This is a genomic window from Cupriavidus sp. HPC(L) (genome assembly GCF_000307735.3).
GTDB lineage: Bacteria > Pseudomonadota > Gammaproteobacteria > Burkholderiales > Burkholderiaceae > Cupriavidus.
Genome location: NZ_AMPR02000323.1, coordinates 14,112 through 27,225, shown reverse-complemented (window position 1 = coordinate 27,225; position 13,114 = coordinate 14,112). Strand labels below are relative to the sequence as shown.

The following is a 13,114-nucleotide window of genomic DNA, read 5'->3' as shown; positions in this document are numbered from 1 at the left end:
CGGCCTGGCTGACGCCGCGGCTGCCGACACTGCTGGCCGAGCACGAGGCCACCGCGCTGACGCAGCGGCGCGAGTCGCTGACCGCGCTCGGCATCGACGACGCGCTGGCGCTGCAGGTCGCGGCCGGCGATATCGCGGTCGCCGCGCTCGATATCGCCGAGGTGGCCTCGGGCTGCGAGCGCAGCCTGGCGCAGGTCGCCGACGTCTATTTCGCGCTGGACCGGCATCTGAGCTTCGGCTGGCTGCGCGAACGCGCGCAGGCGCTGCCGGCGGACACGCATTGGGATCTGCTGGCGCGCACCACCACGCTGGACGATCTGGACCGGCTCAAGCGCGCGCTGACCGTCAGCGTGCTGCAGCAGGCCGGCCCCAGCGTGCGCGAAGACAGCGCCGATGGCCTGATCGAGCGCTGGCGCGAGGCGCGGCACGCGCCGCTGGAGCGCTTCGGCCGCATGCTGGCGGACCAGCGCGCGGCCGGCGCCACCGGGCTGTCGATGCTGTCGGTCGCCACGCGCGAGATCGGCATGCTCGAACACGCGGCCTGAGGCGATCGGCCAGCGCGGCGAAGACCGCTTCGCGTGCTGGCACGCTCTCTTGCGCAGCGCAACACTGCGTGCGGCAACGCACGGACGTTCGAGAACCCGAACCCTAGATTGGGCGTGTCGAACCGGTCCATGCCTTTCGCGCCCCACCCGGGCGTGCGGCAGGCCGTCCCGCGTCATCCCGTGATCGCCAGGCTGCCGGAGAACCCCCATGGTACTGCGTCCCCCCTCGCACCAAGCGAGCTTGCGTACGACCGTCTGCGTGGTCGGCTCAGGGCCGGCCGGCATCACCTGCGCGATGGAACTGGCCCGGCGCGGCATTGCCGTGATGCTGGTCGAAAGCGGCGGCGAGACGTTCCAGGACGAAGCACAGGCGATGTGCGACGCCGAGATCGCCGATGCGTGCCGCCATGCGACGATGCAGGACGCGGTGCGGCGCGCGTTCGGCGGTACCTCGTGGCTGTGGGGCGGGCGCTGCATCCCGTTCGATCCGATCGACTTCGAAGCACGCGACTACGCGCCCGACACCGCCTGGCCGATCCGTTACGAAGAGCTGGCGCCCTACTACGCGCGCGCTTGCGAGTACGCCAATTGCGGCCAGCCCGCCTTCACGCTCGATCGCCTCGCTGCCGAATCGGCCGGCCGCCCCATCACCGCACGCTTCGAGCCGGGCGACGTGATCGCCTCCGATCTGGAGCGCTGGAGCGGCGAACCGAATTTCGCGCGCCGCTATCGCGACTGGTTCGAGCGCGATCCCACCGTGCAGCTGTTGCTGGGCACAACCTGCGTCGATATCGAACCCGCAGACGACCGCGAGCATGTCGGCAGCATCGTGGTAGCCCGCGGCACGGCGCGCACGCGCATCGTCGCCGACCATTTCGTGCTCGCATGCGGCGGACTGGAAGCGACGCGGCTGCTGCTGAACGCCAACGCGCGCCGCGCGGACCGCCTGGGCAACCGCAGCGGCCTGCTGGGCCGGCACTACATGGGCCACATCTCCGGCAAGATCGCCAGCGTGCGGTTCGACTCGGAGGCGGCGCGCACCATCTATCATTTCGAGCGCGACGCGCAGGGCTTCTATGCGCGCCGGCGCTTCACCGTGCCCGCGCGCGTGCAGCGCGAGCAGCGCCTGCTCAATACCGCGATGTGGCTGGACAACCATCCGCCGGCAGATCCTGCGCACGGCAACGGCATCCTGTCGTTCGCCTACCTCGCGCTGTGCACACCGGTGATCAGCCGCTTTCTGGCGCCGCCCGCGATCGCCAAGCTGGTCGCCAACGCCAGCGCGCGCAAGGACCGCGGCGCCCATGTCCGCAATGTCTGCAAGGACCTCGCCAAGATCGCGACCTTCGTGCCACCCTTCGTCTATCGGCGCTACTTCGCGCGGCCACGGCTGCCCGGGTTCTTCCTGCCGAGCCCGAACAATGTCTATGCGCTGCATTACCATGCCGAGCAGCTGCCCTCGCGCGAGAGCCGTGTGACGCTGGCCGACAGTACCGACTGCCACGGCATGCGGCGGCTGCGCATCGACTTGCGCTATCAGCAGGCGGATGCCGATTCGGTGGTGCGCTGCCATGCGCTGCTGGACCGGCATCTGCGCAAGACCGGCGCGGGCCGGCTCGAATACTGGATGCCGGAAGCCGAGCGCATCGACGCGGTGCTGGCGCAGGCCGCCGACGGCTTCCACCAGATCGGCACCGCGCGCATGGCGGCGCACTGGCGCGATGGCGTGGTCGACCCGCGCTGCCGCGTGTTCGGCACCGACAATCTGTACGTCGCCAGCAGCGCGGTCTTCCCCTCTTCGGGGCAAGCCAATCCGACGCTGACCATCGTCGCGCTGTCGGCGCGCATTGCCGACGACATCGCGGCACAGTTGGCAGACGATGTCGCGAACCGAAACGACGACCGCATGACTAACGACATGGCGACCGACGCCACCCCCGTGGCGGACCGGATGCCCCCGTCCGTCGAACCGATCGACGAGCCCGTTGCCGTAGCGACCGCAGGAGCGCCAAGGTGAGTGAGCATTCCCAGGAACTGTCGGGCCGATTGGGCTTTGGTTGTGCTCCCATGCTGGGCCGGGTGGGAAGGAAGGCCTCGCTGCGCGCGCTGTCGATCGCGTATGACAACGGCATTCGCCATTTCGACGTCGCCCGCTCCTACGGCTTCGGCGAGGCGGAGGCACTGCTCGGCGAGTTTTTGGCGGGCAAGCGCCAGCACGTCACCGTCACCAGCAAGTTCGGCGTGGTGCCGCCGCGCAATACGCGCGCGCTCAGTTTAGCCAAGAGCCTCGCGCGGGGCTGGATCAAACGCATGCCGGGGGGCCGTCGAATGGTGCATGCCGCCTCGCGCGTCGCGCTGTCGCAGCGAAACTATGAGGTCGGCTATGCGCGCAGCTGCCTCGAACAATCGCTGCGCCAATTGCGCAGCGAGCGCATCGACTACTACCTGATCCACGAACCGCATTCGCCCGAGGTGCTGACCGACGAACTGCAGCGCTTTCTGGATGGCGCGCAGCGCGATGGCAAGATCGGCCAATGGGGCGTGACCATCGATGCGCCGGAGATCATGGCGGCGCCGCTCGTGCAACAGGCGCCGGCCTGGCTGTTCGAGGCCAACCTGAACGTGCTCGACCGACTGCACACCGGCATCGGCGCCGGGCGGCAGCGCTTCCTGTCGCGGCCCTACGGCGGCGGGCCAGACAGCCTGGCGGCGAGCGCGGCCAGCCGGCCGGTGCGCGAGGCCGTCGACAAGCTCGGGCTCAATGATCTGAGCGAGCAGGAGCTGGCGATGCATTTCGCGCTGAGCCTGGCCGGCGAGCATGGCATCGTGATCACCTCGATGTTTTCCGAGCAGCATATCCGCCAGAACCTGGCGCTGCTCGAGCGCTATCGCGCGCTCGGCGAACGTGGGCGCGCGCTCGCGCCCACCATCCTCGGTGGGGCTTCGCCACGGCCTTGCCGCAACGGGCCCTGCAACGATATGCCGGCGCGCGAGCCGGCATGAGGCGGTGATGGTGCGCCGGCTCGCCGCCGGTGCGCCGACTCGACGCCGATCAGGACGCCGGTGCGAACGGATCCTGCGGCGCCGCGGGGTTGTCGGACAGATCGAACTCGTCGCGCACCTTGTCGACCACGGCGCGGATCGCGCGCTCATGGCCCCGAACATGGCCGAAGCCCTGCATGTCCCAATTGCGGCCGCGCGCATCGCGCGGATGCGGCTGCGGCACGGGCACCCGCACCTTCAAACCTTCGTCGACGATCTCGTCCAGTCGCTGGATACGCCGGCTGACTTCGTCCTGCAGCGCACGTGCGGGCCGTTCGCGCTTGGCCATGATGTTCTCTCCCGTGACCTCGATCGGGCCATGCTAGCATGCGCGCTGCCTTGCCAACGTGCGCTATCCGCTCCAGCGCCCTTGATTCCCGCCAGTTCGGCGATGTCCGCGATCTCTTCCATGCTCGACGCCTTGTGCGCGTGGGCCGCACGACTGCGGCGCGACGTGCTGACGCTGTGGTTCGCCTGCCGCCATCCGGCGACGCCGTGGCTGACTCGCGGCCTGTGCGCGTTGATCGTCGCCTATGCGTTCAGCCCCATCGACCTGATTCCGGACTTCGTGCCGGTACTGGGCTACCTCGACGAAATCGTGCTGCTGCCCGCGCTGATCTGGTGCGCGCTGCGCACGTTGCCGGTGCCGCTGGCCGACTCCTGCCGCCAGCAGGCCCAACACTGGATCGAGCAGCGGCGCGGCAAGCCCCGCAGCTATTGGGGCGCCGCAATCGTCGTGGCCCTGTGGCTGGCGGCAGCGCTGCTCGCGTGGCGGTGGTGGCAGCGCTGACGCGGGCCGCCACCCGCGGCATCCACGCTGCTTGATCGCCTGTGCCATCCGGCGTCCGGCTCACTGTCGGACAGCCACCGATACCACGCGCCCCGCCCCCGCTCTAGAAAGAAAGAAAACCCTGATCAAGAGGTGCCACCATGGCAGGACGCAATATCCATGTGACGCCGCACGGCAACGGCTGGAATGTCAGCCGCGAAGGCGAACCGGTCGCCAGCTCGCATCACGACACCCAGGAAGAAGCGATCGAAGTCGCTACCGACGCGGCGCGGCGCGACCGCGTCGAACTGCTGGTCCACGGCCGCGATGGGCAGATCCGCATGCGCAACAGCTTCGGCCACGATCCCGCGGCCTCGAAGGGCTGACGTAGGACGAACTCGCATACTGGGCGATATCCCGATGCACTACGATGCAAGTTCCCTCCGCTCTCGACCGAAGACCATGCCCCGCAACTTCGTATTGAAAGCCACCCATACCGGATGGGAATTGACCGTCGAAGGCCAGGCGCAATCGATCCTGCGCTACGACGCCCGCGATGACGCGCTGCAGCTCGCGATGGCCGCCGCCCGGCGGCGTGGCGTCGGCCTGCTGGTCCAGGAGGCCGACGGCGAAATCCGCCGGCTGACCGAACAGGAAAGCCTCGCGGCTTGACCATGGGCAGCGCGGTGGCCCCGCGGCTGCCGCCCGCTGCCCGCTATGGAAGACGACCATGAACCGTACCGTCCACGTGCTGCCGTCCGACCGCGGCTGGGCGGTGACCGTCGAAGATACCGACGGCGCCACCTCGCACTACCCTTCGCAGGAAGAAGCGGTCGCGGCCGGACGTGAAAAGGCCAGCAAGGACCAGGTCGAACTGGTGATTCACGGACCGGATGGCCAGGTCCAGCAGCGCACGCGCTATGACCGTGGCGATGGCCACGGCCATGATGGCGATGCGGGGGACGGCGGCGGTGATGGTGGCGGTGGGAACGGCGGCGGTGGAGACGGCGGCGATTGACTCGCTTGCTGCTCGGCGGAGCCGGCAGAGCCGGCAACCGACGTCCTGATATGATCGGCCGCGCGACAACGAACCATCAGCATCCCCATGTCGAGTACCGACACCGAAACCGACGCCGACTCCGACAAGATCGACCATCGCAGCCAGAAGGAAAGAATGCTTGCCGGCGATCTCTATATCGCCGAAGACCGCGAATTGCAGGCCGCATCGCGCCGCGCGTATCGCCTGTCTCGCGAATACGAGACGCGCTATGCCGTCGATCTCGACAGCGCGCAGCAGGTCCTGCATCAAATGCTTGGCGCCGTCGGACCGGACGTCAATATCAAGCCACCGCTTTACGTCGACTACGGCAAATACATCACGGTCGGCGCGCGGACCTTCGTCAACTACGGATTGATGGCGCTCGACGTCGCGCCGATCACGATCGGCGAAGACGTGCAGATCGGGCCCAACGTCCAATTGCTGACGCCGACTCATCCGATCGATCCCGAGCTGCGGCGGCAGAAATACGAAGCCGCCAAGCCCATCGTCATCGGCAACAACGTCTGGCTCGGCGGCGGCGCCATCGTGCTGGCGGGCGTCACGATCGGCGAGAACAGCGTGATCGGTGCCGGCGCGGTCGTCACGCGCGATATTCCGCCGAACGTGGTCGCGGTAGGCAATCCGGCGCGCGTGATCCGCGGGATCGCGCAGACGCCGAACGATGGCGCCGACGCATGATGGCGTCGCGCGCTCGCAGCATGTTCCGGCAATGGCGGCGCTGATCCGGCCCGCAGAGCGCAGCGACGCCGCATCGCTGCCCGAAATCGAACGCTCCGCCGCCGAACTGTTCCGTAGCGTGCCGGCATTGGCGTGGATCGCCGACGACGAGGTGCTATCCCCCGAGGTCCACCTGCGCTTCATTGCCGCCGGCACGGCCTGGGTTGCCGTCGACGACACCGGCAAGGTGCGGGGCTTTCTCAGCGCCGAGCGCTTCGGGCAAGCGCTGCATATCTGGGAGCTTGCCGTTCATCGCGATTGGCAAGGCCAGGGCCGCGGCCGCGCGCTGGTCTCGCAGGCCATCGAACATGCCCGTCGGCAACGGCTGGCGGCCGTCACGCTGACCACGTTCCGCGACCTGCCCTGGAACGAGCCCTTCTACCGCCGGCTGGGCTTCGACGCGATAGAAGGCGATGCACTCGACGAACGGCTCACCGCGGTACTGCAGCACGAACGCGAACTCGGCTTGCCCGTGCATCTGCGCTGCGCGATGCGGCTGGCGCTGGACGTGCCGCGCTCCGGCACCGAGGCCGCCGTGCCGGCGTCGCCGTAGAATCGCCGATATTCCAACCCGACGAGACTTCGTATGGCACGCTTGAACCGACCGCATCGCGCCCTGCTCGCCGCCCTGTTCGCGACCGCGGCCTGCGCCGCCATCGCGCAGGACAACAGCCCGCTGACCGACTCCCAACGTCAGGCACTCGACCGCGCCATCGGCACCCTGCGCACGCCCGCCGACCGCAACGTCGCGAGCCAATGGAGCGACGCCAAGAAAGTCGCCGAGGTGATGTGCCGCCCGCTGGCCCTGCAGGAATTGAAGCGCACCGACGCCAAGGTCGACCGCGTCTTCCTCGGCGACGACACGCCGCAAAGCCTGACGCTCAAAGGCATTACCGTGCTGGAAGGAAAGGGCCAGGCCCGCGGCCGCAAGGGCTGGCGTAATTTCACGTTTACCTGCGCGCTCGACGCGGAAACGGCTCGGGCCACGGCGTTCCAGGCAACGTTCGCAGACGCCAGGTAAGGGCCCGCGCCACGGGACTACGGCGCGATCACGGGTTCCTGGTCCAGGTGCGACAAGGCATCGACGGACCAGGAGATGCCGGTCCTCACCACCCGTGCCGGGTTGCCAACCGCTACGCACGATGCGGGGATATCTCGCGTGACGATCGAACCCACGCCGATCACGCTGCCTGCGCCAACGGTCACGCCTTTGAGAATACGGACGTCAGAGCCGACCCATACCTTTTCGGCAAGCCTGACCGGTGCCGGCATATTGATCCGCTGCCCGCTTTCGATGTCGAAGATCGGATGCCAATCGCTGGTGCGGATTTCGATGTTCCACGAGAACAGGCACCACGGACCGATTTCGATACGACTGTGTCGCTCGACGGCGAACAGCTTCGCTTCGATGATGTTTGTCCCTTCGCCGATTTCCACGGAGACGCAGTCGCCTCCGAGAATGATCTGTCCCTGGGAATATTGAACGCCTCGTCCGATACGGGTCCGCGTCAGCTTCACCGCATTCCGGCCGGCGCGGTCGACCCAGGCCTTGATGATGGCGTTCGTTACACAGCAATCTTCGTCGAACTCGATCACGTTGTCGTCGCCGTGGATCTCGATGACGACATTGCTCAGGCAGGACCGTCCAATTCGAACCGTGTTTCCATTGCCGATGAATGTGATTTTTACGTTATCGAGGATGGCGTCCTCGGGATGCTCGATGCTGTTGCCTTGTCCGTTGTTCTGGAGGTCAATACCGGTCATGCGTGGGCCTAGTCTTGAGTAGCCGACATGATACTCCGTTCGCGTGCTCGACCCGGTTGAACGTCTTCTAAATCACAATTAAAGCGACGGCCTACTGCAGTAGGTTGACCGGTGCCAACAAAGACGCACAATTCTCTTTTTTGTGCCAGTCGATAAATCGAGGGGCATTTTTCCTCTGCTACGATCCACCGGCAACCACAAGAAAATCCGCCCGATCGGACGGCCTGATTCAAACGAGGGAAAAACAAGCCGGATATGCGCTTTGGCAGTCAGGTTCGCCAAAAGCAATCCAAAGTCACTGCCGTGGCTCCAACACCCTTCGCGCGGCATGGCCGCAGCAGTCCGTTCGTCGGCGGCTTCACCGCAGCAAAATGGCCTCGCCAGTCGCGAGTGTGCACAACGCAATAGTCAATTCTCGGAATATGTCGATCCCTTTATTGTCATTGGTAGTGCCATTCTTTAACGAGGAAGAAGCGATTCCCGAATTCTTTAGCCGTGTGATTCCGTGCCTGGAAGCGATTGACAATATCGAGTTTGAAATTGTGTGCATCAATGACGGAAGCACCGATCGCACGCTCGAATGCCTGATCTCTGCCGCGGATACCGATGAGCGCGTGCGCGTCATCGACTTGTCGCGAAATTTCGGCAAGGAGGCGGCCATGTCCGCCGGGCTGGCAGAAGCGCAAGGCGACATCGTCGTACCGTTCGACGCCGACCTGCAGGATCCGCCGGAAATCATCGGCCAGTTGGTGGCCAAGTGGCGGGAGGGATATGACGTGGTACTGGCGCGACGGGTGGACCGTACGACCGATACCTTCCTCAAGCGTTTCTCCGCCTCGAACTTCTATCGGCTTCACAACAAGCTGGCCGATGTCAAGATTCCCGACAACGTCGGCGACTTCCGGCTGATGACGCGCGAGGTCACCGACGCGGTCAACTCCCTTCCGGAATCCCGACGTTTCATGAAAGGCTTGTTCGCGTGGGTCGGATTTCGGACCGCGGTCATACCGTACTCGCGCGATCGGAGGGTGGCCGGCACGACCAAATTTTCCGGCTGGAAGCTATGGAACTTCGCATTGGAAGGCATCACCAGCTTCAGCAGTCTCCCGTTACGCATCTGGACCTACTTCGGCCTGCTTGTTTCGGCATTGTCCTTCCTGTATGCGGCGTACCTTGTGATCCGCACCCTTGTCCATGGCATCGATGTTCCGGGCTACGCTTCGATCTTCGTTTCGATCCTGTTTTTCAGCGGCATACAGCTGATCGGCATCGGCATCCTCGGCGAATACATCGGACGCATCTACATGGAATCGAAACGGCGCCCGCTGTACCTGATCCGGGCGCAGTACGGCAGAAAGGCCAAGCATGCCCGGTAGTGCGATGCTGCGACGGCTGGTCAAGTACACGATTATCGGCGCGGCCGGCACCGTCGCCCACTATGTCGTCCTGATCGGCCTGATCGAACTAGGCCTGCTCGCCAGCCCCGTCGCGGCCTCTTCGGTCGGCGCCGTGGTCGGCGCGCTGATTAACTACTTCCTGAATTACAGGTTCACGTTTCAAGCCAGCAGCAGCCACCTGTCCACCCTTCCCAAGTTCCTGATCATTGCGGGAGCCGGCGTGGTGCTGAACGGCTTCGTCATGGCGATACTGACGCATCTGGCGACCTGGTTCTATATCGTCAACCAGCTGATCGCCACCGCCGTAACGCTGTTGTTCACCTTCGCCGTCAATTCCGCCTGGACGTTCAAAGAAAAAAGACATGGCTAAGCCCGCAAGAACCGGAGATTCCTGGATCGCCGTACTGATCGGTCTGGCGATCTTTGTCGCATTCAGCGGCGGACAAATCGTCAATCCGGCCAATGTCGACTGGATCATGGCAAGCGGTGGCGACCCCATTCAGCACTACATCGGCTGGAATTTCTTCCGCTACGGCGATTTATTGCAATTCCCGATCGGATTGAACACCAAGTACGGCGAAGCCATCGGCAGCTCCATCGTATTTTCCGACTCGATCCCGCTGCTGGCGATCCCGTTCAAGTTCCTCCGCGCCGTGCTGACGCCGCAGTTTCAGTATTTCGGCATCTGGATTGCCCTGTGTTTCGCACTGCAGGCTTTTTTTGCCTGGCGCATCCTGTCGCTGTTTACCGACGGCATTGTGGTACGCGCCATCGGTGCCGCACTGCTGACGCTGTCTCCACCGATGCTGTGGCGGCTGCTGGGGCACGAAGCATTGATCGGCCACTGGATCCTGCTGGCGGGTCTCTATCTGTATCTGCGAGGGCTTGCCACGCCCTTTCAATGGATTGTGCTGCTGTGCGTGGCGGCGCTCGTCCACCCCTATTTGCTGGCAATGAGCCTGGGCCTCTGGACCGCGGATCGGTGGCGTGCCTGGAGGGCGCGGGAAGTGACCGGGAAATCGCTGACGATGGAGATCGGCCTCGCCTTCCTGTTGCTGGCCGGCACGATGATTTCGGTGGGCTATTTTGCGGTCCGGGGGGTCGGGTCGGAGGGATACGGGTACTACCGCTTCAACATCACGTCGCCACTGCATCCGCTCGACATCTGGTCCATCTGGCGGCAAACGCCATATGTCGGCGGCAATTACGAAGGCTTCAGCTACCCGGGCGCGGGCATGTTCGTCCTGGCTCTGCTGGTCGTGGCCTTGCTGGCGTTCCGATGGCGGCATGCCCGGTTCGCGTGGCGTCCAGCGTTCCCGCTTGTTGCAGTCTGTGCGATCTTCTATGTATATGCGCTCTCCAATCGCATAGCGTTCGGCGGGCACGAACTGATTCAGTTTCAGGTACCGGCCATTTTCGAGAAGGTCGTATCGACGTTCCGCTCCACTGGCAGATTTATCTGGCCGGTCCTCTACGCCGTGGAGATACTTCTGCTGGTACTGCTGCTGCGGCTGTCGCCAAAACGGCTGCTGGTGCCAGCGCTCGCCGTGATCCTGCTTTTTCAGGCCACCGACCTGTTGAATGCGTCCGCCTTCTTTCGTGCCCGATGGGCGCAGCGTTGGGACAATCCGCTGAAGTCGGCGTTCTGGAACGACGTTCCGAAGCAGTACAAACGCATTGCATTCGTGCTCCCGCTCGACGGCGGCGAGCGGTACGCTCCCATTGCGTTCCTGGCCTCCAATGCGCGAATGAGTATCAACGGTGGATATTTCGCCCGTGTCGACTTCGACAAGCTGAAAGCGGTGGAAGACGAGCTGCTGGCCGCCATCCAGACCGGCAACTTCAGAGAGGACACGCTCTATATCTTCAACAAGGATGCGTACTGGAACAAGGCCCGCGGCACCCTTGGGGGCAACGGTTTTACGGGGTACGTGGACGGGTTCCGCGTGCTGGCGCCCGCATGGCGCGGATGTACGCAGACATGCGCATTCCGCTCCGAAATCGCCCGTATCGATTTCAGGGACGCGGCCAGCGAGCGTTTTCTGAAGCGAGGCTGGTCGACGACGGCCGGCGAAGGTGGCCGCTGGACCGACGGGCGCGAAGCGGAGTTGTCGATTCCGCTGGGTGACGAATCCCTGCAAGAACTCTCCGTCCGCCTGCGTTTTATTCCGTTCATCAAGCCGGGGCAGGAACAGCAACAGGTTGTCGTTGTTGTTGCCGGGAAAGAGATTCAGCGCTGGCGGCTCACAAGAGAGCAGGTCGAGACCCGAGAATTGCGCGTACCGGCGTCGGTCCTGAAATCGACGCCTGGATCCCTGGACGTCAGACTCGAGTTTCCCGACGCACGGTCGCCGGTCGAGCTCGGCATCAGCGACGATACGCGTGTACTGGCATTGAACGTCGATTCGATGGAGATCCATGGGCGATAGCCAGCGGTAGTCGGCGGTAGCACCGTGCACGCGTCAACGCCCGACCTTTGTATTGAAACAATATGAAAAAGGAGACGTCAACCGTGCCCAACGCCTTACCGTATTCCACGCTGGGACAGCTGATCGCTTCCGGCATCGTGGCAATCGATTACGAGAAGCTGCTGGAATCCCACTACAAGAAATGGCTGCGTCCCGGCGACGTGGTGGTCGACATCGGCGCCCATAGTGGCAGGCACCTGCGGCACTTCCTGACTTCGGTCGCCAATACGGGCCGCGTATTCGGCTTCGAGCCGCTGCCGGATCAATACGCAAGCCTCGCCAAACAATTCGATGTCCATAACGCCAAGCTGCACAATATGGCGCTATCGAACTGCTCGGGCACGGCGGAATTCACATACGCGGAAGGCTCGCCGCAGGAAAGCGGTCTGCGCCAGCGGATCTACAACGATCCGGATTCGGCACGCCCACGCACGATCATCGTTGCGGTCGAAAGCCTCGATGCCTTCGCAGACCAATTGGAAGGGTTGAGCTTCATCAAGATCGATATTGAAGGCGCCGAAATCGATTGCCTGCAGGGCGCACAGGCCGTTCTCGACAAGTACCGGCCCTTGATCAGCGTCGAATACGGCATGCAAGGTTATAGCGTCTATGGCAACACCAAGTGGACACTGTTCGAGTTTTGCCATGCGCACGACTACGTGCTGTACGACATGTTTCTGAACCGTCTTGCCTCGCGACAGGCCTGGGGCGCTGCCGTCGACAGTATCTACTGGGATTACTTCATGGTGCCACGGGAAAAGGAGGACGTCTTTCTCTCCCGCCTTTGCCCCCACGACACGACGAGGCCCGATGGGTATTCCTTGATCACGTCCCAATCGCTGACGATTGCGGCCGCCCCGACTCTTGCCCTTCTGCAAGGATTCTCAAGCCCGGAACAGTGGGGATACTGGACCGATGGCTGGCATTCGTCCCTGCGCCTGACGCTGCCGGATCCGCCCGACAACGATCTGCTGCTCGTCATCGAAGCGCACGGATATGTCAACGCCCATCATCCTGAAACCGAGGCCACGGTCTCGGTCAATGGAAGAGAGGTCGGCAATCTGGCGTTCGCGCTCAGCAACCTCGCGTCGGACGCCGATGTCTTCGAATTCACGGTGCCGATGCAGCTTTGTCGGGCAAACGCGCTCGTGATCGATCTGATGATTCACGAGCCCTGTTCGCCTTCACAGTTCGGAATATCCGACGATCCCCGGCATCTGGGCATCGGGCTCCATCACATCTCCGTCTATGAACGTCTGGGCGAACGTCTCGCCGCACAGGCTTGAGCCGATCCCCGCTCGCGAACGTCCCCCAATAAAAAAAGCCGAGCCCCGTTCACCACAGGACTCGGC

The 13,114-nt window shown here is 64.1% G+C and carries 15 protein-coding genes and 1 pseudogene; 14 read left to right on the top strand and 2 right to left on the bottom strand.

Annotated features, from left to right (window positions below):
• The 3 genes and pseudogenes from B551_RS16675 to B551_RS16665 all read left to right on the top strand — a co-directional run.
• Window positions 1-545 (top strand): annotated as a pseudogene (locus B551_RS16675) (NAD-glutamate dehydrogenase domain-containing protein); the annotation flags it as partial.
• Window positions 546-753: 208 nt separating this feature from the next.
• Complete coding sequence (locus tag B551_RS16670) at window positions 754-2,562, top strand: FAD-dependent oxidoreductase (protein WP_006576040.1); 1,809 nt, start codon at window positions 754-756, stop codon at window positions 2,560-2,562.
• The gene (locus tag B551_RS16665; RefSeq protein WP_157072011.1) at window positions 2,559-3,548 is read left to right on the top strand and encodes an aldo/keto reductase; all 990 of its coding nucleotides are present in this window, start codon (window positions 2,559-2,561) and stop codon (window positions 3,546-3,548) included. The genes B551_RS16670 and B551_RS16665 overlap by 4 nt, the downstream gene beginning before the upstream one ends.
• Before the next feature lie 49 nt (window positions 3,549-3,597).
• Here B551_RS16665 and B551_RS16660 read toward each other — a convergent pair whose 3' ends face one another.
• Complete coding sequence (locus tag B551_RS16660; protein ID WP_006576038.1) at window positions 3,598-3,876, bottom strand: hypothetical protein; 279 nt, start codon at window positions 3,874-3,876, stop codon at window positions 3,598-3,600.
• A 120-nt stretch (window positions 3,877-3,996) separates the two neighbouring features.
• Between B551_RS16660 and B551_RS16655 the strand changes: the two genes are divergently transcribed.
• The 7 genes from B551_RS16655 (at window position 3,997) to B551_RS16625 (ending at window position 7,154) form a co-directional block, all read left to right on the top strand.
• Window positions 3,997-4,377, top strand: a complete 381-nt coding sequence (locus B551_RS16655) for a YkvA family protein (RefSeq protein WP_023264596.1) — start codon at window positions 3,997-3,999, stop codon at window positions 4,375-4,377.
• Between the two features lie 140 nt (window positions 4,378-4,517).
• The gene (locus B551_RS16650) at window positions 4,518-4,742 is read left to right on the top strand and encodes a DUF2188 domain-containing protein (protein WP_023264595.1); all 225 of its coding nucleotides are present in this window, start codon (window positions 4,518-4,520) and stop codon (window positions 4,740-4,742) included.
• A 76-nt stretch (window positions 4,743-4,818) separates the two neighbouring features.
• Window positions 4,819-5,028 (top strand): DUF2188 domain-containing protein, encoded by a 210-nt coding sequence (locus B551_RS26665; protein WP_006576036.1) that lies wholly within the window; start codon window positions 4,819-4,821, stop codon window positions 5,026-5,028.
• 58 nt (window positions 5,029-5,086) lie between these two features.
• Window positions 5,087-5,374: a DUF2188 domain-containing protein gene (locus tag B551_RS16640; RefSeq protein WP_006576035.1), complete on the top strand. Its 288-nt coding sequence runs from the start codon at window positions 5,087-5,089 to the stop codon at window positions 5,372-5,374.
• A gap of 87 nt (window positions 5,375-5,461) precedes the next feature.
• Window positions 5,462-6,094 carry a sugar O-acetyltransferase gene (locus tag B551_RS27255; protein ID WP_006576034.1) on the top strand — a complete coding sequence of 211 codons (633 nt, stop codon included), beginning with the start codon at window positions 5,462-5,464 and terminating at the stop codon, window positions 6,092-6,094.
• Entirely contained in the window at window positions 6,078-6,686 is a 609-nt protein-coding gene (locus tag B551_RS16630; protein WP_006576033.1) for a GNAT family N-acetyltransferase, read from the top strand. Before B551_RS27255 ends, B551_RS16630 begins: the two co-directional genes overlap by 17 nt.
• A 33-nt stretch (window positions 6,687-6,719) precedes the next feature.
• A complete protein-coding gene (locus tag B551_RS16625) occupies window positions 6,720-7,154 on the top strand; it encodes a hypothetical protein (protein WP_006576032.1) in 435 nt (144 codons plus the stop codon).
• A 17-nt stretch (window positions 7,155-7,171) separates the two neighbouring features.
• Here B551_RS16625 and B551_RS27125 read toward each other — a convergent pair whose 3' ends face one another.
• Window positions 7,172-7,897, bottom strand: coding sequence for an acetyltransferase (isoleucine patch superfamily)-like protein (locus B551_RS27125; protein WP_006576031.1), 726 nt, complete (start codon window positions 7,895-7,897; stop codon window positions 7,172-7,174).
• A gap of 422 nt (window positions 7,898-8,319) precedes the next feature.
• Between B551_RS27125 and B551_RS16615 the strand changes: the two genes are divergently transcribed.
• The 4 genes from B551_RS16615 (at window position 8,320) to B551_RS25685 (ending at window position 13,048) form a co-directional block, all read left to right on the top strand.
• Window positions 8,320-9,273, top strand: coding sequence for a glycosyltransferase family 2 protein (locus tag B551_RS16615; RefSeq protein ID WP_083492640.1), 954 nt, complete (start codon window positions 8,320-8,322; stop codon window positions 9,271-9,273).
• Window positions 9,274-9,277: 4 nt separating this feature from the next.
• Window positions 9,278-9,664, top strand: a complete 387-nt coding sequence (locus B551_RS16610; protein WP_006576029.1) for a GtrA family protein — start codon at window positions 9,278-9,280, stop codon at window positions 9,662-9,664.
• Entirely contained in the window at window positions 9,657-11,723 is a 2,067-nt protein-coding gene (locus B551_RS16605) for a DUF6311 domain-containing protein (RefSeq protein ID WP_006576028.1), read from the top strand. The genes B551_RS16610 and B551_RS16605 overlap by 8 nt, the downstream gene beginning before the upstream one ends.
• 62 nt (window positions 11,724-11,785) lie before the next feature.
• Window positions 11,786-13,048, top strand: a complete 1,263-nt coding sequence (locus B551_RS25685; protein WP_023264593.1) for an FkbM family methyltransferase — start codon at window positions 11,786-11,788, stop codon at window positions 13,046-13,048.
• Window positions 13,049-13,114: the final 66 nt, after the last annotated feature.